General features: G+C 54.2%; 17 protein-coding genes. 5 read left to right on the top strand and 12 right to left on the bottom strand.

The genetic code is table 11. The annotated features are described in order from the left end of the window. Nucleotides 1-275 precede the first annotated feature (275 nt). Nucleotides 276-902: a hypothetical protein gene (locus tag B1H58_RS11080; protein WP_085070277.1), complete on the top strand. Its 627-nt coding sequence runs from the start codon at nucleotides 276-278 to the stop codon at nucleotides 900-902. Between the two features lie 23 nt (nucleotides 903-925). On the opposite strand, the gene B1H58_RS11075 is transcribed toward B1H58_RS11080, so the two are convergent. The 6 genes from B1H58_RS11075 to xerD all read right to left on the bottom strand — a co-directional run bounded on the left by B1H58_RS11075 (nucleotide 926) and on the right by xerD (nucleotide 7,851). Further along, entirely contained in the window at nucleotides 926-1,429 is a 504-nt protein-coding gene (locus B1H58_RS11075) for a cupin domain-containing protein (RefSeq protein ID WP_085070275.1), read from the bottom strand. Nucleotides 1,430-1,571: 142 nt separating this feature from the next. Beyond that, the gene (gene lysS, locus B1H58_RS11070; protein ID WP_085070273.1) at nucleotides 1,572-3,092 is read right to left on the bottom strand and encodes a lysine--tRNA ligase; all 1,521 of its coding nucleotides are present in this window, start codon (nucleotides 3,090-3,092) and stop codon (nucleotides 1,572-1,574) included. 2 nt (nucleotides 3,093-3,094) lie between these two features. Further along, nucleotides 3,095-4,193, bottom strand: a protein-coding gene (gene prfB, locus B1H58_RS11065; protein WP_157130167.1) for a peptide chain release factor 2 whose coding sequence is annotated in 2 segments (ribosomal slippage) — nucleotides 3,095-4,117 and nucleotides 4,119-4,193 — 1,098 coding nt in all. Because the reading frame shifts where the segments join, the coding sequence is not laid out codon by codon here. A 297-nt stretch (nucleotides 4,194-4,490) separates the two neighbouring features. Further along, nucleotides 4,491-6,221 carry a single-stranded-DNA-specific exonuclease RecJ gene (gene recJ / locus B1H58_RS11060; protein ID WP_085070271.1) on the bottom strand — a complete coding sequence of 577 codons (1,731 nt, stop codon included), beginning with the start codon at nucleotides 6,219-6,221 and terminating at the stop codon, nucleotides 4,491-4,493. A gap of 6 nt (nucleotides 6,222-6,227) precedes the next feature. Then, complete coding sequence (dsbC, locus tag B1H58_RS11055) at nucleotides 6,228-6,932, bottom strand: bifunctional protein-disulfide isomerase/oxidoreductase DsbC (protein WP_085070269.1); 705 nt, start codon at nucleotides 6,930-6,932, stop codon at nucleotides 6,228-6,230. Between the two features lie 25 nt (nucleotides 6,933-6,957). After that, the gene (gene xerD / locus B1H58_RS11050) at nucleotides 6,958-7,851 is read right to left on the bottom strand and encodes a site-specific tyrosine recombinase XerD (protein ID WP_085072288.1); all 894 of its coding nucleotides are present in this window, start codon (nucleotides 7,849-7,851) and stop codon (nucleotides 6,958-6,960) included. Nucleotides 7,852-7,957: 106 nt separating this feature from the next. On the opposite strand from xerD, the gene fldB reads away from it, so the two are divergent. After that, nucleotides 7,958-8,476: a flavodoxin FldB gene (gene fldB / locus B1H58_RS11045; protein ID WP_085072289.1), complete on the top strand. Its 519-nt coding sequence runs from the start codon at nucleotides 7,958-7,960 to the stop codon at nucleotides 8,474-8,476. A 52-nt stretch (nucleotides 8,477-8,528) separates the two neighbouring features. Here fldB and B1H58_RS11040 read toward each other — a convergent pair whose 3' ends face one another. Together B1H58_RS11040 and sdhE are read right to left on the bottom strand one after the other, a co-directional pair. Beyond that, nucleotides 8,529-8,924 (bottom strand): protein YgfX, encoded by a 396-nt coding sequence (locus B1H58_RS11040; RefSeq protein WP_167373287.1) that lies wholly within the window; start codon nucleotides 8,922-8,924, stop codon nucleotides 8,529-8,531. Further along, on the bottom strand, nucleotides 8,908-9,186 hold the full coding sequence (gene sdhE / locus B1H58_RS11035; protein WP_085070265.1) for an FAD assembly factor SdhE: 279 nt from the start codon (nucleotides 9,184-9,186) through the stop codon (nucleotides 8,908-8,910). Before sdhE ends, B1H58_RS11040 begins: the two co-directional genes overlap by 17 nt. A gap of 225 nt (nucleotides 9,187-9,411) precedes the next feature. Between sdhE and ygfZ the strand changes: the two genes are divergently transcribed. Continuing rightward, a complete protein-coding gene (gene ygfZ / locus B1H58_RS11030) occupies nucleotides 9,412-10,398 on the top strand; it encodes a tRNA-modifying protein YgfZ (protein WP_085070263.1) in 987 nt (328 codons plus the stop codon). Nucleotides 10,399-10,452: 54 nt separating this feature from the next. On the opposite strand, the gene trhA is transcribed toward ygfZ, so the two are convergent. After that, nucleotides 10,453-11,106, bottom strand: a complete 654-nt coding sequence (gene trhA, locus B1H58_RS11025; RefSeq protein WP_085070261.1) for a PAQR family membrane homeostasis protein TrhA — start codon at nucleotides 11,104-11,106, stop codon at nucleotides 10,453-10,455. A 217-nt stretch (nucleotides 11,107-11,323) separates the two neighbouring features. Here trhA and B1H58_RS11020 point away from each other — a divergent pair, with 217 nt between their 5' ends. Both B1H58_RS11020 and B1H58_RS11015 read left to right on the top strand, forming a co-directional pair. After that, on the top strand, nucleotides 11,324-12,055 hold the full coding sequence (locus B1H58_RS11020) for a MurR/RpiR family transcriptional regulator (RefSeq protein ID WP_085070259.1): 732 nt from the start codon (nucleotides 11,324-11,326) through the stop codon (nucleotides 12,053-12,055). A 220-nt stretch (nucleotides 12,056-12,275) separates the two neighbouring features. Next, entirely contained in the window at nucleotides 12,276-13,712 is a 1,437-nt protein-coding gene (locus tag B1H58_RS11015) for a 6-phospho-beta-glucosidase (protein WP_085070257.1), read from the top strand. 49 nt (nucleotides 13,713-13,761) lie between these two features. Here the strand turns inward: B1H58_RS11015 and gcvP are convergent, their stop codons facing one another. The 3 genes from gcvP to gcvT all read right to left on the bottom strand — a co-directional run bounded on the left by gcvP (nucleotide 13,762) and on the right by gcvT (nucleotide 18,247). After that, nucleotides 13,762-16,635, bottom strand: coding sequence for an aminomethyl-transferring glycine dehydrogenase (gene gcvP, locus B1H58_RS11010; RefSeq protein WP_085070255.1), 2,874 nt, complete (start codon nucleotides 16,633-16,635; stop codon nucleotides 13,762-13,764). Between the two features lie 109 nt (nucleotides 16,636-16,744). Then, nucleotides 16,745-17,131: a glycine cleavage system protein GcvH gene (gene gcvH / locus B1H58_RS11005; protein WP_085070253.1), complete on the bottom strand. Its 387-nt coding sequence runs from the start codon at nucleotides 17,129-17,131 to the stop codon at nucleotides 16,745-16,747. Between the two features lie 21 nt (nucleotides 17,132-17,152). Continuing rightward, nucleotides 17,153-18,247, bottom strand: coding sequence for a glycine cleavage system aminomethyltransferase GcvT (gcvT, locus tag B1H58_RS11000; protein ID WP_085070251.1), 1,095 nt, complete (start codon nucleotides 18,245-18,247; stop codon nucleotides 17,153-17,155). Between the last annotated feature and the right edge of the window lie 187 nt (nucleotides 18,248-18,434).

Raw genomic sequence — 18,434 nt, 5'->3', positions numbered from 1 at the left:
CACCCCGAAACCGGCAAGGGTTTATTGCGCTACGAGCAATAATCCGGCACTGGAGAGTTACGCAGCGCACATCGCCTTTAAGAGGATTCCTTTAAGCGTCCTTAACCATTAACGGCAGTATTTTGATAAAGTTGCTCTTCACCATCGTTCAATGCGGCAAAATGTAACGTTATTGTGATTTTTAGCAGATATATTAGGCACTAAAGAAAGCGCAGCGGCTGCCGATATCCTGACAAGGTATTAACGGCGCTTAATAATTATATCGTGGAGTGGTTATGCGTAAGAGCTTTGCCCTGCTGGTTTTAAGTTTGACTGGTTGTTCTGTCGGTCATTATGAATACAGTAAAGAGGCCCAAAAGCGCGTTGATATGACCGTAACCGGCATTCCCACGGTGCTGGGCCTGGGCACGCTGGGCACCACTATTCCTTTGACTGCGGACTATAGCCTGACCGCCGCCCACGTCGCGAAGTTTTCTTTATACAAGGTTAAGGCCTGGCATCCTGAGTGCGATCTGGCGATTGTTTACCATAAGAATGACGAGAAAAATCTGCCACCACGCTTTCGTAACGGCTTTATGGGCGACCGGATAAATCTCTACGGCTACAGTTTTTATACTGCGATGCCGGTCTCTTCATCCGGTAAAAACCTGGCGAATAGCAGCCTGAAAAACAGCTGGAATAAACCGGGCTGTGTGGTGGTCGCGGCAGACGCAGGCGTGGTACAGGGAATGTCTGGCGGCGCGGTTTATAACGCTTCTGACGATACGCTGGCTGGGGTAATAGTCGGCTACAGCGCAAAGATTAACGACAAGACAAACGGTAAAACGCTGTATAAGAATACCGCGCTTTATGTGCCTTATTCACAGTTTTCGGACTGGCTAACGGCAGAGATAAAATCGTAAGCACCGGTTGCCAGCCCGGCATCCTACTCTCGCGGCTTATCTGGCAGCCCGTTATGCGCGCCCAGGGGTTGCAACGGCGGATCGCGCCACCGATCGTTTCGGGTCGCCTCATAATCAGGGTTCAGCGGGTAATGGATGCGATTTTCCTCTTTGTTTGCTTCACCCACCACCAGTAATCTGACTTCCGCCGTCCCGTTATTGATAAAGGTATGACAAATCCCCGTACCCGCAGGAAAAGCCACCGCATCGCCCGGCTGTAAGGGGTAGAGTTCGCCATTGATCCAGACATCAGGCTGCCCTTCCAGCACATAGACGAACTCCTCTTCTGCGCTTTCAGCATGTGGATAAGAGAGGCGACGCCCGGGCAACAGGCGCTCGTGATGGATACCGATGCGTGTTAATCCCAGCGCCCGCCCCAGCGGCGCGCCGATGCCCATGTGCTCACTACTGCCGCTGTAATGCGCTTCATCTGGCGCTTCCAGTTCTTGCCAGTGACGAATAAAGCCGGGACGCGCTTTTAGCTGCATGTTCTCAACTCCCCACAGAAAGAATCTTTTGAGCATGGCAAAGGAAAAAGAGGATCTCAACAGAGAGCAGCAGAAACCGAGGGGCGGGAACCAAAATAAAAAGGGACGCCTGAGCGTCCCTTTCTGACAAAACGTCGCTGAATTACTTCGCAGACGGACGCAGCGCCGGGAACAGGATAACGTCACGAATGGTGTGGCTGTTGGTGAACAGCATTACCAAACGGTCGATACCAATGCCGAGACCAGCGGTCGGCGGCAGGCCGTGCTCCAGTGCGGTAACGTAATCTTCATCGAAGAACATGGCTTCATCATCACCGGCATCTTTCGCTTCTACCTGCTGACGGAAACGATCAGCCTGATCTTCAGCATCGTTCAGCTCGGAGAAGCCGTTGCCGATTTCACGTCCGCCGATAAAGAATTCAAAACGATCGGTGATTTCCGGGTTGGTGTCGTTACGACGGGCCAGCGGAGAGACTTCTGCCGGATATTCAGTGATAAAGGTCGGCTGGATCAGATGACTTTCCGCCGTCTCTTCAAAGATCTCGGTAACGACGCGGCCCAGGCCCCAGCTTTTTTCCACTTTGATACCCAGCGAGCGCGCAATCGCCACCGCTTTATCAAAGTCTTCCAGATCGGCGAGGCTGGTTTCCGGACGATATTTCTGAATCGCTTCTTTCATCGTCAGTTTGGCAAACGGCTTGCCAAAATCAAACATCTGGTCGCCGTATGGCACTTCAGTGGTGCCCAGTACATCCTGCGCCAGCGTGCGGAACAGGCTTTCGGTCAGCTCGATCAGATCTTTGTAATCTGCATAGGCCATATAGAGTTCCATCATGGTGAACTCAGGGTTATGGCGCGGCGAGATACCTTCATTACGGAAGTTACGGTTGATTTCAAACACCCGATCAAAACCGCCTACAACCAGGCGTTTCAGGTAGAGTTCCGGCGCGATACGCAGGTACATGTCGATATCAAGCGCGTTGTGATGCGTGATGAACGGACGTGCAGAAGCACCGCCAGGGATCACCTGCATCATCGGCGTTTCCACTTCCATAAAGTCACGGCCAACCATGAACTGGCGGATGCCGGCCATGATCTGCGAACGAATACGGAAGGTTTTACGCGACTCTTCGTTAGCGATCAGATCCAGGTAGCGCTGACGATAGCGGGTTTCCTGATCGGCCAGGCCGTGGAATTTATCCGGCAGTGGGCGCAGCGCCTTGGTCAACAGGCGCAGTTCGGTGCAGTGGATAGAAAGCTCGCCGGTTTTGGTTTTAAACAGTTTGCCGCGCGCGCCAAGGATGTCGCCCAGGTCCCACTTTTTAAACTGTTCGTTATAGAGGCCTTCCGCCAGGTCATCACGCGCGACGTAAAGCTGAATACGTCCGCCAACGTCCTGCAGCGTAACAAATGACGCTTTACCCATGATGCGGCGCGTCATCATACGACCCGCCACGCTGACTTCAATATTCAGCGCTTCCAGCTCTTCGTTTTCTTTATCATCGTACTGGGCGTGCAGCTGATCAGAGACGCTGTCGCGGCGGAAGTCGTTCGGGAACGCCACGCCCTGTTCACGCAGCGCGCTGAGTTTTTCACGGCGCGCTTTCAGTTCGTTGTTAAGTTCCAGCGCATCATCAGCGCCTTGTGATTGTTGTTCAGACATATTTAGAGTCCTGCTTTCAAACTTGCTTCAATGAAACGATCCAGATCGCCATCCAGCACAGCCTGGGTGTTACGGGTTTCTACGCCGGTGCGCAGATCTTTGATACGTGAATCATCCAGCACGTAGGAGCGAATTTGGCTGCCCCAGCCGATATCAGATTTGTTGTCTTCCAGCGCCTGTTTCTCGGCATTTTTCTTTTGCATTTCCAGTTCATAAAGCTTGGCTTTCATCTGCTTCATGGCCTGGTCTTTGTTTTTATGCTGAGAGCGATCGTTCTGGCATTGGGTTACGGTGCCGGTTGGAATATGGGTGATACGCACCGCTGATTCCGTACGGTTAACGTGCTGGCCGCCCGCGCCGGATGCGCGATAGACGTCGATACGCAGGTCCGCCGGGTTGATTTCGATATCGATATCGTCATCCACTTCCGGGTAGACGAAGGCGGAGCTGAAGGAGGTATGACGACGGCCGCCGGAGTCGAACGGGCTTTTACGCACCAGGCGATGGACGCCAGTTTCTGTACGTAACCAGCCAAAGGCGTATTCACCGGCGATACGGATAGTGGCCGATTTGATGCCCGCGACTTCGCCATCGGAGACTTCGATGACTTCGGTTTTGAAGCCTTTATCTTCCGCCCAGCGCAGGTACATACGCAGTAGCATGCTGGCCCAGTCCTGAGCCTCCGTACCGCCGGATCCCGCCTGGAGATCGATGTAGCAGTCGGCGCTGTCATATTCTCCGGAGAACATGCGGCGGAATTCCAGCTCGCCCAGTTTTTTCTCCAGGATGTCCAGTTCGGCGACAGCTTCGTTGAAAGTTTCTTCATCCTCCGCTTCAACCGCCAGTTCCAGCAGGCCAGCCACATCTTCCAGGCCCTGGGTCATCTGGTCAAGGGTGTCGACGATGGCTTCCAGCGCGGAGCGTTCTTTACCCAGAGCCTGGGCGCGCTCAGGTTCGTTCCAGACGTTGGGTTGTTCGAGTTCAGCGTTTACTTCTTCGAGGCGTTCTTTCTTGGCATCGTAGTCAAAGATACCCCCTAAGAACGTCGCTGCGCTCAGTGAGGTCCTGGATACGATTTTTCACCGGATTGATTTCAAACATGGCTTTAGGATCTTTTAAGAAGTGACATGAGATATAACAGGGGAGTTTAACCGAAAAGGCAGTGAGATTGTAGTTTTGTACGGCAATGTCGCGGCGAACGGGGCTGATGTTGGGTTTCAGGGTTTCAGGGCGTCAGCAGCAGCCGGGCCGTTCCGTAAAGACGTCGTCAATCCATCCCTGGATACTCCGCCGCTTGGTTTTTTTTAAATTATATGATGGTAATAAATGAGCGAATAATAAATTTGAGTGAGAGACAAGCGCTGGCAGAAGAGATAGATCCCTCCTGCCAGCTTATGCTTACAGCGGCCAGATATGCTCGATTAGCAGTTGTACGCTGCGGTTGCCGCGATACTCGTTCACATCCAGCTTATAGGCCAGCTCTACGTGCCGCACGCTGGCGTCAGGCCACAGGCGCGTATCCACGTTAAACGCGATACCGTCCAGTAACGGGCCACCGCCTAACGGCTCAATCATTACCTTCAGATGACGTTCGCCTACCAGCCGCTGCTGTAATAGCTTGAATTTGCCATCGAATACCGGCTCCGGAAACGCCTGTCCCCAGGGACCGGCATCGCGCAGCATCTCTGCGGTGGGTAAGGTCAGCTCCTGTGCCATCAACTCGCCGTCGGACCAGATCATGCCCTGTAAGGCTTCTGCATCCAGCCAGTCGCCCACCAGCTCGCTAAACAGCGCGCTGAACTGCCCGAACTTCGCCTCTTCCAGCGACAACCCGGCAGCCATCGCATGGCCGCCGAACTTCAGAATCAAACCGGGATGCAGCGTATCCAGCCGCTCCAGCGCATCACGCAAATGCAACCCGGCGATTGAACGACCAGAGCCTTTCAGAGTGCCGTCGCCCGCTGGCGCAAAGGCGATTACCGGACGATGAAAGCGCTCTTTCAGGCGCGAAGCCAGAATGCCAACCACGCCCTGATGCCATTCAGGATGATAAAATGCCAGCCCTAAAGGCAACGTCTCGCTACTACGCTCCAGCTGATTACAGAGCGTCAACGCTTCAGCCTGCATCCCCTGCTCGATCTCTTTACGCGTTTGGTTTAAGGCGTCCAGTTCGCTGGCCAGCATGCGCGCCTGCGCTAAATCTTCCGTCAGCAACAGCGCCACGCCGACCGACATATCATCCAGACGACCCGCCGCATTCAAACGCGGCCCCAGCGCAAAGCCTAGATCGCTGGCGGCCAGCTGGCGCGCATCGCGATTGGCGATTTCCAGCAGCGCGCGGATCCCCGGACGACACTTGCCTGCACGGATGCGGCTCATGCCCTGCCAGACCAGAATGCGGTTATTGGCATCCAGCGGCACCACGTCTGCCACCGTGCCTAACGCCACCAAATCCAGCAGCTCCGCCAGGTTAGGAACGCTCAGCCCATTGTCGAACCAGCCCTGCTCGCGCAAATGCGCCCGCAGCGCCAGCATCAAATAAAACGCGACGCCAACTCCGGCCAGTGCCTTTGAAGGAAAAGTACTGTCGGTCAGGTTAGGATTAACGATCGCTTCTGCCGCAGGCAGCGTCTCGCCCGGCAGATGGTGATCGGTGACCAGCACCGGGATCCCTTTCTGATGCGCGCAGGTCACGCCCGCATGTGAGGAAATACCGTTATCGACCGTCAGAATTAACTCCGCGCCGCGCGCTGCCGCCTGCTCTACCACTTCCGGACTCAGGCCATAGCCATCATCAAAGCGGTTAGGCACCAGATATTGCACATTCCGGCCGCCCATGCTGCGTAGCGCCAGTACGGTAAGCGCGGTGCTGGTCGCGCCGTCGGCATCAAAATCGCCGACGATCATAATCTGTTTCTCATCGCGCAGCGCCTGATGCAGCAAGGCAACCGCCCGATCCATACCGCTTAGGCCCTGCCACGGATGCAGAAACTTTGCGCCGCGCTCCAGGGCGCGCTCATCGATTACGCCTCGCTGGGCATAGAGACGGCGCAGCAGCGGGTGAAGATCCGCTGGCAGCGCCGCATTGTTTGCCGCCTCACGACGGCGGAGTTGCGTGGGTTTATTCACTGCTAATTAGCTACCGCTTTTTTGTTTATCAAGAAGCTGTTTCATCTCTTTCGGCCCCTGATAGCCTGGGATCATCATGCCATTTTCCAGCAGGATGGCTGGCGTGCCCTGAATACCGTAGAGAATGCCCAGCTGATAATGCTGATCGAGATTGATTTTGCAGTCGATGGGGGAAACTTCGTCGCCTTTCATCGCTGCATCAAAGGCCTTATTGCGATCGGCCGCGCACCAGATAGATTTCATCTCTTTCGCCACCTGACCATTCATCCCTTCACGCGGGAAAGCCAGATAGCGTACGGTGATGCCCAGCGCGTTGTAATCCGCCATTTCCTGATGCAGCTTACGGCAGTAGCCGCAGGTAATATCAGTGAAAACAGTTATCACATGCTGCTCTTTTGGCGCTTTGTAAACGATCATCTCTTTACTTAACGCATCAACCTTTTTCTGCAGCAGCTGATTGGTAACATTCACCGGATGCGCGCCGCTGACGTCATACAGCGGACCCTGAATAAAATGCTTTCCATCTTCGGTGACATACAGCACGCCGCTTTCCGAGAGCACGGTCTTCATGCCCGGCAGCGGAGAAGGTTGGATTTCAGTCTGTTGCAGTCCCAGTTTGCGTAGTGATTGCTGAATCGTAGCGTCGTCGGCCTGCGCGACACCGGTAACAGCGGCAGCCAGCAAGGCGACGATAGCAAATGTTTTTTTCATCCTGTTCCCTTATTATTCCACGGCCTCAGGCGCGCGGATGATGCTGTTGATGTAACTGACGCAGACGCTCAGTGGCGACATGCGTATAAATCTGTGTGGTGGAGAGGTCGCTGTGTCCCAGCAACATCTGTACGACACGTAAATCCGCGCCGTGGTTCAGCAGATGCGTGGCGAACGCGTGCCGCAGCACATGTGGCGAAAGTTTTTCGCTGTCGATGCCTGCCACCGTGGCGTAATGCTTAATTCGGTGCCAGAACGTTTGACGCGTCATCTGCTGCGCACGATTGCTGGGAAACAGCACATCGATGACCTGCCCATTCAGCAGCCAGGGGCGACCATATTCCAGATATTGCTCCAGCCAGTGTATCGCCTCTTCCCCCAGCGGCACCAGCCGCTCTTTATTACCCTTGCCAATTACGCGAACCACGCCCTGACGCAGGCTGACGTCGCTGACCGTTAAACCTACCAGTTCGGAAACACGTAACCCGGTGGCATACAGCAGTTCCAGCATCGCCTTATCACGCAGCTCAATCGGCTGCTCAACGCTGGGTGCCTGTAGTAAACGTTCGACCTGCGCTTCCGAAAGATCTTTCGGCAGACGCTGCGGCAGTTTCGGCGAAGAAAGTAACGCGCTGGGGTCATCTGCCCGTAGCTTTTCGCGATACAAATATTGAAACAGACGACGCATAGCGCTTAGCAGGCGCGCTGAGCTGGTGGCTTTATAACCGCCCTCCACGCGATCGGCAAGAAAAGCCTGTAGATCTGCCGCCTCTGCCTGAAGCAGCGTTCGCTCATGGTGTTTCAGCCAACCGATTAACGATTGCAGATCCTGACGATACGAAGCCAGGGTGTTTTGCGCCAGATTGCGTTCGATCCACAGCGCATCCAGAAACTGTTCAATAAGATCGTTATCCTGCACTTTTGCCTCTTTGCGCAAACGTGTGAATTTCTCCGCATTATGCCTGAAAGCGGCGGCCTTCTGATACAATTGCGCCCATTGAGCTATTTATGAGTAGATGTTCCGTATGAAGATTGGCCTTTTTTACGGTTCCAGCACCTGTTATACCGAAATGGCCGCCGAGAAAATTCGTGATTTTATCGGCGAGGAGCTGGTGACGCTGCATAACCTGAAGGATGATTCTCCGGCGCTAATGGAGCAGTACGATATGCTGATCCTTGGCATTCCAACCTGGGATTTTGGGGAGCTGCAGGAAGACTGGGAGGCAAAATGGCAGGAGATTGCGGCCCTTAACCTGCGCGGTAAGGTGGTAGCGCTGTATGGCATGGGCGATCAGTTGGGCTATGGCGAATGGTTTCTTGACGCGCTGGGCATGCTGCATGAGCTGCTGGCACCGATGGGCGTGCAGTTTGTCGGCTACTGGCCAATCGAAGGTTATGAATTTACCAGCCCGAAACCCCTTACCGCCGACGGCAAACAGTTTGTTGGCCTGGCGCTGGATGATGTGAATCAGTTTGAAGAAAGCGATGAACGCATCGCGCAGTGGTGTGAACAGATCCTGACGGAAACCGCAGCATTACTCTGATCTGCTCTACTGCTCAGGCTATCCCGGGTGCATATTGCCCGGGATTCATCGGTCAAAAATAACCTTTTGCCAGACGCCGCAGCGCTCGCCAGCTCGCTTCGCTCATGCTATCTCGCATCAGCCACAGTGAAAAACGTTTCCCCTGTTGCGTACGCAGTGAGAGGATAACACCAAACGGCAGCACAAAAGGCGGACGCGTTACCCAACCACTCTGTTGCTGCCAGCACCAGCAGCGGTTTTCATCCGTGGTTAATACTCCGCGCCAGCGCTGCTGTACATGCAGGCGATGCCGTAGCTCAATGATTAATAACAGCAGCAGGCTGACAATAAGGGGGATCAGCCGCATTGGCCAGGGCAACAGCAGCAGTCCGGCGGCGATCGTCAAATAAAGCGCCAGGGTAACGCGCCGGGCTAATGCCGACGGCGTCAATTCAGATTGCCACCGCACCACGTTCCGGGCCACGCTGCTGGTTACGCGTCTGGATCAGTTGCACCATGCGTTTTAGCTCGGCGTCCGCCGGTTCGCCGTGGTTCATCAGCCAGTTAAACAGATCCGGATCGTCGCTCTTCAACAGACGGATAAACAGCGCCTTATCGTCATCGCTCAACGAATCATACTCATATTTAAAGAAGGGCATGATGGCGATGTCCAATTCCAGCATGCCACGGCGGCACGCCCAGTGAATACGGGATTTATCGTTAATATCCATGTGTTCCGTCATCGGTTAGCTTAAATATGCTGGCTAGTGTAGCGCTTTTTTTCCGGCCTGTTACAGGCAAATTCCTCTCCTGCGTAGAGTGCCGCATAGCACGCTCGCAAGTTACAGGGTTATCAAGCGATTTGTGCGTCCGTTTCCGGAAACAGGTTGCAAAGCCCTCTTGCTCTTTTAATATGAAGACACTTTTAGTATTCACTGACTCTTCAGGATTTCGCTATGCCTGACTTTACTTTTCCACCGCGCCAGCCGGTTGCCTCATCCCGCCTGCCGCTGACATTGATTTCACTGGAAGACTGGGCGCTGGTTTCCGTTCAGGGCGCTGACAGCACCTCTTATTTACAAGGCCAGGTGACGCTGGATGTCGCCGCTCTGCCCGCCGAAAAGCATCTGCCCTGCGCGCACTGCGATGCCAAAGGCAAAATGTGGAGCAACCTGCGCCTGTTTCACCGTGACGAAGGCTATGCCTATCTGGTGCGTCGCGGTCTGCGTGATACGCAGGTTACCGAACTGAAAAAATACGCCGTGTTTTCTAAAGTCACCATCGCTGCCGACGACAGCGCGGTGCTGCTTGGCGTTGCTGGCTTTCAGGCCAGAGCCGCGCTGACTAACCGTTTTGCCGCTTTGCCGGATGCGCAAACACCGGTGATTCAGGATGGTGATTCCACGCTGTTGTGGTTTGGTACTCCAGCTGAGCGTTTTCTGTTGGTGACCACCGTGGAAAAAGCCAGCGAGCTGAAACAGGCGCTGGAAGGCGAAGCGCAGCTGAACGACAGCCAGCAGTGGCTGGCGCTGGATATTGAAGCGGGCCTGCCGGTGCTGGATGAAAAAAACAGCGCGCAGCTGATCCCTCAGGCCGTTAATTTACAGGCGCTGGAGGCGATCAGCTTCAAGAAAGGCTGCTATACCGGTCAGGAGATGGTGGCGCGTGCCAAATTCCGTGGCGCCAACAAGCGGGCCCTTTACTGGCTGGCAGGTAAAGCAGGACGCGTGCCTGAGGCTGGCGATGCGCTGGAACTCAGAATGGGTGAAAACTGGCGGCGCACCGGCTCTATTCTGGCGGCGGTGCAGCTGGAGTCGGGCGATGTATGGGTTCAGGCGGTACTGAATAACGACCTGGAAGCGGAAAGCGTGCTGCGTGTGCAGGGCGATGAAGGCGGCCAGCTGGCCATTCAGCCGCTTCCCTATTCGCTGGCGGAAGCCTGACTGAAACAGCAGGTAAAAGGCGGCTATGCAGCCGCCTTTTTTATGCCTGTTCGCTTACAGTACGTAAAGATAGATGGCTAAAAAGTGACAGATGCTGCCGCCCAGCACAAAGCCATGCCAGATTGCGTGATTGTAAGGAATGCGATCCGCCACATAAAAGATCACCCCCAGCGTATAGGTGATGCCGCCCGCCGCCAGTAGCCAGACGCCGCCGGGTGCCAGCTTTATCGCCAACTGATAAATAACGATAACAGACAGCCAGCCCATCAGTAGATAGGTGACCAGCGACAGCACTTTAAAGCGATGGATAAAAACCAGCTTAAAAATAATTCCCGCCAGCGCCATGCTCCAGATAACCACCATCAAACTATGCGCCAGAGGAGACTTCAGCCCCACCAGCAAAAAGGGCGTATAGGTGCCGGCAATCAGCAGATAGATGGCGCAGTGATCCAGCTTTTTTAGCCAAAATTTCGCACGTGGATGTGGAACCGCGTGGTACAGCGTCGAGGCCAGAAACAACAAAATCATACTGCCGCCGTACAGACTGTAGCTGGTGATGGCTATCGCGCCTGCATTCGCCTCCAGCGCCTGACTTAGCAGCAGGATCAGCCCAACGATCCCAAAAATACAGCCAATACCGTGACTGATACTGTTGGCAATTTCCTCCGCCAACGAGTATCCCGGCGACAATCCGCTTTTATTCACCATGTCTTACTCCCTCCGTCCCGCTGATATTTTGTGCATGCAAAGGGCATCGTTATTGACTCCCCTGTTCAGCTTTATTCACACAGACTAGCTAACAATCATTTCAGTGTACACGTGTAAGCTTAATTAAATTTATCTCATTCTGTAACCTGTACGCGCCCGTCGGCGATTAAGGCAAAATCTGGTAAGGTATGGCGCAGGGATCACTGGCGGATACAGCATGTTTACTCACAGTATAATTTCAACGCTCAATGACACAGAGATGATGGTATACAACACCGTGATCAAAAGCGGTGACAAGGTGATGTATATGACCATTCGCGAACTGGCGGATGCCGCTGGCGTCTCTACCACCTCAGTATTACGCTTCTGTCGAAAAATGCAGTGTGACGGTTATTCCGAGTTTCGCATTCGTTTTAAATTATATCTGGAGCAGGAGCAACAGCGCCCCGTTAATTATGGCGTTAATGAAATCGTCAGCTTTTTTAAAAGTATTAATAACGATGAGTTCGAAAATTTAATTAGCCAGGCGGTGGAGCATATTCTGGCGGCGCAGCGTATTATTTTTGTTGGCGCAGGTACCTCCGGGACATTAGGGAAATATGGCGCACGCTTTTTCTCTAATGTAGGTAAGTTCAGTAATTATATTGATGACCCCTATTATCCGGTGAGTAACGATATGTATAAAGATGCCCTCGCGATTATTCTTTCCATATCGGGGGAAACCGGGGAAATCCTCAGACTGGCGAGCCAGTTCAGCCTGCACCGCTGTAAAATCATTACCATTACCAACAGCGAAACCAGCTCGCTGGCTAAACTGGCCGATTTTAATATCTCCTGTCATATGCCATTAATACGCATGAATGGCGGCTTTGATATTACCAGCCAGGTGCCCGTCATGTATATTATTGAAACGATTGGGCGTAAACTCGCCAGCCGTCAGGCGAAATAAAACAGGCTGTTTTTCTCAGGTAACAAATCACGTTTGTCACGTTTCGTTATAACGTGACATTCTTCCGCGCTTTGCTACACTCCGGTCAACATTTGCAATCAAACCGTTATATTTTCCTGCGCCCTTGATAACGGCTGCACTAATATTTTCCTGCCGCCGCGTAATATCACTGGGTGCTGTGTAAGCCAGACCTTTTTACTGCAACAGTAAGGATCTCTTTATGACAAAGCAGCAATTACCGAAGGATTTTCTCTGGGGCGGCGCCGTTGCCGCGCATCAGGTTGAAGGTGGCTGGGATCAGGGCGGTAAAGGCATCAGCATCTGTGACGTGCTCTCCGGCGGCTCACACGGGGTCGATCGCGTGATGACCGATGGCGTACAGCCCGGCTATAACTATCCAAACCATGAGGCGGTAGATTTTTATCATCGCTACAAAGAAGATATCGCGCTTTTTGCCGAGATGGGTTTTAAATGCTTCCGTACCTCTATCGCCTGGACGCGCATTTTTCCCAATGGCGATGAACTGGAGCCGAACGAAGCTGGGCTGCAATTTTACGACGACCTGTTCGATGAGCTGCTGAAGCATGGTATCGAACCGGTGATCACCCTGTCACACTTTGAGATGCCGTGGCATCTGGTGAAACAGTATGGCGGCTGGCTGAACCGTAAAGTGGTCGATTTCTTTGTGCGTTTTAGCGAAGTGGTCATGAACCGCTATCAGCACAAAGTGAAATACTGGATGACCTTTAACGAAATCAATAACCAGCGTACCTGGAACTATCCGCTGTTCGGCTATTGCTGTTCAGGCGTGGTCTTCACCGATCATGAAAAACCGGAACAGGCGATGTATCAGGTGATGCACCATCAGTTTGTTGCCAGCGCCAAAGTGGTAGAGCTGGGCCATCGCATCAATCCCGATTTCCAGATTGGCTGCATGATCGCCATGGTGCCGGTTTATCCTTTCTCCTGCCATCCGGATGATGTGATGTTTGCTCAGGAAGCAATGCACCGCCGCTATGTCTTCAGCGATGTACAGATGCGTGGCTATTATCCTGCTTATACGCTGCATGAATGGGCGCGCAAAGGTTATCACATTGAAATGGAAGCCGGAGATGAAGCGATCCTGCGCAACGGCTGCTGTGACTATATCGGCTTCAGCTATTACATGAGTAATGCGGTGCAGGCGAATACCAAAGGCGAAGGTGACTCGATTACCGGTTTCGAAGGCAGCGTGCCGAATCCGCACGTCAAGGCCTCCGACTGGGGCTGGCAGATCGATCCGGTCGGCCTGCGCTATTCGCTGAATATCCTGTATGAGCGCTATCAAAAGCCGCTGTTTATCGTGGAAAACGGCTTCGGCGCTATTGATAAACCGAATGCCGACGGCTTTATTGAAGATGATTACCGCATCGATTACCTGAGCGCGCATATTGAGCAGATGAAAAAAGCGGTACTGGAAGATGGCGTCGAGCTGATGGGCTATACGCCGTGGGGCTGCATTGACTGCGTCTCGTTCACCACCGGTCAGTACAACAAGCGCTATGGCTTTATCCATGTGGATAAAAACGATGACGGCACCGGCACCATGGCGCGTTCAAAGAAAAAGAGCTTCGCCTGGTATCAGCAGGTGATTGCCAGCAACGGCGAGCAGCTTTAATAACAAGAAGGCCGGAACAGATCCGGCCTTTTTTATCACTTAAACAGGCTTACTGGTAATCGCTAAGCGGCACGCATGAACAGAACAGATTGCGGTCGCCGAATACGTCATCCAGGCGCTTCACCGTCGGCCAGTATTTATTGGTGCTGCCCGCCGGGAACACCGCCAGCTCACGGCTGTAAGGATGTGTCCATTCGCCCACCATTTCCTGCTGCGTGTGCGGCGCGTTAACCAGCGGGTTATCTTCCAGCGGCCACTCGCCGTCCGCCACGCGATCGATCTCCATACGAATCGCCAGCATCGCATCGATAAAGCGATCCAGTTCAGCTTTTCCTTCTGATTCAGTCGGCTCAACCATCAGCGTACCGGCAACCGGGAATGACATTGTTGGCGCATGGAAGCCGTAATCAATCAGACGCTTGGCGATATCCAGCTCGCTGATGCCGGTCTGCTCTTTTAACGGACGAATATCCAGAATGCATTCATGTGCCACGCGATTGTCGCGTCCGGTATAGAGCACCGGATAGGCGGACTGCAGACGGCTGGCGATATAGTTGGCGTTAAGGATAGCGACCGAACTGGCCTGTTTCAGCCCTTCCGCGCCCATCATGCGAATATACATCCAGCTGATTGGCAGAATTGACGCGCTGCCAAACGGCGCGGCGGATACTGCGCCCTGCTGCGTGAGCATATCATCAATCTGCACCACGCTATGACCTGGCACAAACGGCGCCAGATGCGCTTTCACGCCGATTGGCCCCATTCCCGGGCCGCCGCCGCCGTGCGGGATACAGAAGGTTTTATGCAGGTTCAGGTGAGAAACGTCTGCGCCAATATAGCCCGGCGTGGTGATCCCGACCTGCGCGTTCATATTCGCGCCGTCAAGGTAAACCTGGCCGCCATACTGATGAACGATCTGGCAAACCTCGCGGATAGTCTCTTCGTATACGCCGTGCGTAGAGGGATAGGTCACCATAATACAGGAGAGCGCGCTGCCTGCCTGCTCTGCTTTCTGACGCAAATCATGCAGGTCGATATTGCCCTGTTTATCGCAGGCCACCACCACTACCGTCATGCCCGCCATTTGCGCCGAGGCCGGGTTGGTGCCGTGTGCTGAGCTCGGGATCAGACAGATATGACGCTCGCCTTCATTACGGCTTTCATGGTAACGGCGAATCGCCAGCAGGCCAGCATATTCACCCTGCGCGCCAGAATTAGGCTGCATACACAGCGCATCATAGCCGGTCAACTGCACCAGCCACTGCGAGAGCTGACCAATCATTTGCAGATAGCCCGCAGCCTGCTCCGCCGGGCAGAACGGGTGCAGCTCGGCGAATTCTGGCCAGGTGATCGGGATCATTTCAGCGGCGGCGTTCAGCTTCATGGTGCAGGAGCCGAGCGGGATCATCGCCTGATTCAGCGCCAGATCCTTTTTCTCCAGGCTGTGCATATAACGCATCATCTCGGTTTCGCTGTGATAACGATTAAATACCGGATGAGTCAGAATCGGCTGCTGACGCTGCAACGCAGGCGGAATAGAACGACTGTCAGCGGCAACGGCGGCGTCCAGCACATCGATATCCAGCCCGTGCTCATCACCCAGCAGAATGGCAAACAGCGTGGCGATATCTTCGCGGCTGGTGGTTTCATCCAGCGTAATACCCACCGCCTGATGAATATCAGTACGCAGGTTAACGCCAAAGCTGAGCGCGCGCGCCAGCACTGCCGCCTTGTCAGCAACCTCCACGGTAAGAGTATCGAACCAGCTATGATGACGCAGCGTCAGGCCGCCTTTTTGCAGCCCGGCTGCCAGAATATCCGTCAGGCGATGGATGCGGCTGGCGATACGCTTCAGTCCCTGCGGGCCGTGGAACACGGCATAAAAACCGGCGATATTGGCCAGCAGAACCTGTGAGGTACAGATATTAGAGTTCGCCTTTTCACGGCGGATATGCTGTTCACGCGTTTGCATCGCCATTCGTAACGCGGTGTTGCCCGCGGTATCGCGCGATACACCGATAATACGCCCCGGCATTGACCGTTTAAATTCATCGCGTGCGGCAAAGAAAGCTGCATGTGGGCCGCCGTAGCCCATCGGCACGCCGAAACGCTGGGCGGATCCAAAAACGATGTCCGCGCCCTGCTTGCCCGGCGCTTCCAGCAACACCAGCGCCATAAAGTCAGCCGCCACGCTCACCACCACTTTACGGGCCTTTAATTCGCCGATCAGCGCGCTATAGTCGTGCGCTTCGCCAGTGGTGCCGGTTTGTTGCAACAGCACGCCAAACAGCGCCTCGTGATCCAGCGCGCGCTCCGCCTTATCCACCAGGATTTCAAAGCCAAACGTCTCTGCGCGCGTTTTTACTACGTCCAGCGTTTGCGGATGGATATCATCAGCAATAAAGAATTTGTTGGCATTTTTAAGCTTGCTGACGCGCTTTGCCATCGCCATCGCTTCTGCGGCAGCGGTGGCTTCATCCAGTAACGAGGCGGAAGCGATATCCATCCCGGTTAAATCCAGCGTCAGCTGCTGGAAGTTCAGTAACGCCTCAAGACGCCCCTGTGAGACTTCCGGTTGATAAGGGGTATAGGCGGTGTACCAGCCTGGATTTTCCAGCATGTTGCGCAGAATAACCGGCGGCGTCAGCACCGGCGTATAGCCCATGCCGATATAGGTTTTGCAGCGCTGGTTACGGCTGGCGATTGCTTTTAGCTCCGCCAGCGCCTGATGTTCCGTGAGCGCATCGCCAATAGCGGGCGGGCCTGGCAGCTGAATATCAACAGGAACAATGCTGCCGATAAGCTCACTGAGCGAACGGGCGCCGATGGCCTGCAGCATACTTTCCTGCTGTGAGGCAGAGGGACCGATATGGCGTTCGATAAAGGCGCCAGTATGTTCAAGCTGGCTGAGTGTCTGAGTCATGAATCGTCAATCCTGAGGGGCGGCTACCGCTATCAACATAAGCGGCCAGCCGCAGCCGACCGCTAACACCTGGAAGTCAGCGCATTATCCGCTGACAGCCTGCTGGAGATTACTCATCAATGGAGGCCAGATAGGCTTCCGCATCCATCAGTTGCTCCAGTTCAGATTCATCGCTGGCTTTGAGGCGAAACAACCAGCCGGAAGCGTAAGGCTCGCTGTTAACCAGCTCCGGCGAGGTTTCCAGCGCATCGTTAACCGCCACAACCTCGCCGCTTAACGGGGCGTAAATATCAGAAGCCGCCTTGACTGATTCCGCGACCGCGCAGTCGTCACCGGCGGCAAAGCTGCTGCCCACTTCCGGCAGGTCGATAAATACCATATCACCCAGCAGCTCCTGCGCATGTTCAGTAATGCCAACGGTATAAGTGCCGTCCGCTTCCTTACGCACCCATTCATGACTTTCACGATATTTTAATTCATTTGGCACATTGCTCATCACTGCATTCTCCTGCACTGGTTACTGAGCGACCGGTTTACCGGCGCGAACAAAAATAGGTTTAGTGACGTTGACCGGCATTTCCCGGTTACGAATCTGTACGATGGCCTGCTCGCCGATACCCGCCGGAACGCGGGCCAGCGCGATGCTGCAGCCTAACGTTGGAGAAAAAGAGCCGCTGGTAATGATCCCCTGCTGCAGATTGCCCTGCGCATCGGTAAACATTACCGGCAAGCCATTACGCAACACGCCCTTTTCCTTCATCACCAGGCCGACCAGTTTCTCGGTGCCCTTTTCACGCTGATGCTCCAGCGCCTCGCGCCCGATAAACTGACGATCGGCTGGCTCCCAGCAGAGCGTCCAGCCCATATTCGCCGCCAGTGGCGAGACGCCTTCATCCATATCCTGGCCGTAGAGATTCATCCCCGCCTCCAGACGCAACGTGTCACGCGCCCCCAGTCCGGCAGGCTTTACGCCCGCAGCCAACAGCTGCTGCCAAAATTCACCGGCCTGCTCGCCCGGCAGTGCGATTTCATAGCCGCTTTCGCCGGTATAGCCGGTGGTGGCGATAAAAAAGCCGTCTGACTCAACGCCGAAAAAGGGCTTCATACCGCTAACGGCCTGACGCTGCGCCTCACTAAACAGCGTTTGCGCTTTCTGCTGTGCATTCGGCCCCTGTACGGCAATCAACGCCAGATCGTCACGTACCTGTAACGACACATCGTAGGGCTGCGCATGCTCGCCTATCCACGCCAGATCTTTTTCGCGCGTAGCGGAGTTCACCACCAGCCGGAACCAGTTATCGCTCATAAAGTAAACAATCAAATCATCAATCACGCCACCGGAGGCATTGAGCATGGCGCTGTAAAGTGCCTTTCCTGGCTGCGTCAGACGCGCGACATCATTCGCCAGCAGTATGCGCAGAAATTCCCGGGTGCGTTCACCCTGGAGATCGACGATGGTCATATGGGAGACATCAAACATACCGGCATCTGTCCGCACCGCATGATGTTCATCCATCTGCGAGCCATAGTGCAGCGGCATCATCCAGCCGTGGAAATCGACCATGCGGGCACCGCACGCTTGATGCTGTTGATACAAAGGAGTCTGCTTCATAACATTCCTGTGCGTTAACGGGGTGATCAGACGCTAAAAGAGGCTAAAACGTCCGACGCAAACGTTCTCTTTCATTCGACGTTATCACTGAATGAGCCGTTTAACCATAAGCTAAACAAGGGCGAATTCATTCCGGCAACGTTGAAGGCTTCAGGGATTGTGCAGAACTTTTCACTGAAAAAATGCG

This window comes from Pantoea alhagi (assembly GCF_002101395.1).
GTDB classification, from domain to species: domain Bacteria; phylum Pseudomonadota; class Gammaproteobacteria; order Enterobacterales; family Enterobacteriaceae; genus Mixta; species Mixta alhagi.
The sequence above is the reverse complement of the archived record's forward strand: the minus strand, read 5'-3'. Positions and strand labels throughout refer to the sequence as shown.

Coding starts and splice junctions, on each gene's coding strand:
- B1H58_RS11020 (WP_085070259.1), top strand. CDS start 11,324: ATGTTTACTCACAGTATAATTTCAACGCTCAATGACACAGAGATGATG.
- ygfZ (WP_085070263.1), top strand. CDS start 9,412: ATGCCTGACTTTACTTTTCCACCGCGCCAGCCGGTTGCCTCATCCCGC.
- B1H58_RS11015 (WP_085070257.1), top strand. CDS start 12,276: ATGACAAAGCAGCAATTACCGAAGGATTTTCTCTGGGGCGGCGCCGTT.
- trhA (WP_085070261.1), bottom strand. CDS start 11,106: ATGGTGAATAAAAGCGGATTGTCGCCGGGATACTCGTTGGCGGAGGAA.
- lysS (WP_085070273.1), bottom strand. CDS start 3,092: ATGTCTGAACAACAATCACAAGGCGCTGATGATGCGCTGGAACTTAAC.
- dsbC (WP_085070269.1), bottom strand. CDS start 6,932: ATGAAAAAAACATTTGCTATCGTCGCCTTGCTGGCTGCCGCTGTTACC.
- sdhE (WP_085070265.1), bottom strand. CDS start 9,186: ATGGATATTAACGATAAATCCCGTATTCACTGGGCGTGCCGCCGTGGC.
- gcvT (WP_085070251.1), bottom strand. CDS start 18,247: ATGAAGCAGACTCCTTTGTATCAACAGCATCAAGCGTGCGGTGCCCGC.
- gcvP (WP_085070255.1), bottom strand. CDS start 16,635: ATGACTCAGACACTCAGCCAGCTTGAACATACTGGCGCCTTTATCGAA.
- fldB (WP_085072289.1), top strand. CDS start 7,958: ATGAAGATTGGCCTTTTTTACGGTTCCAGCACCTGTTATACCGAAATG.
- B1H58_RS11080 (WP_085070277.1), top strand. CDS start 276: ATGCGTAAGAGCTTTGCCCTGCTGGTTTTAAGTTTGACTGGTTGTTCT.
- gcvH (WP_085070253.1), bottom strand. CDS start 17,131: ATGAGCAATGTGCCAAATGAATTAAAATATCGTGAAAGTCATGAATGG.
- B1H58_RS11075 (WP_085070275.1), bottom strand. CDS start 1,429: ATGCAGCTAAAAGCGCGTCCCGGCTTTATTCGTCACTGGCAAGAACTG.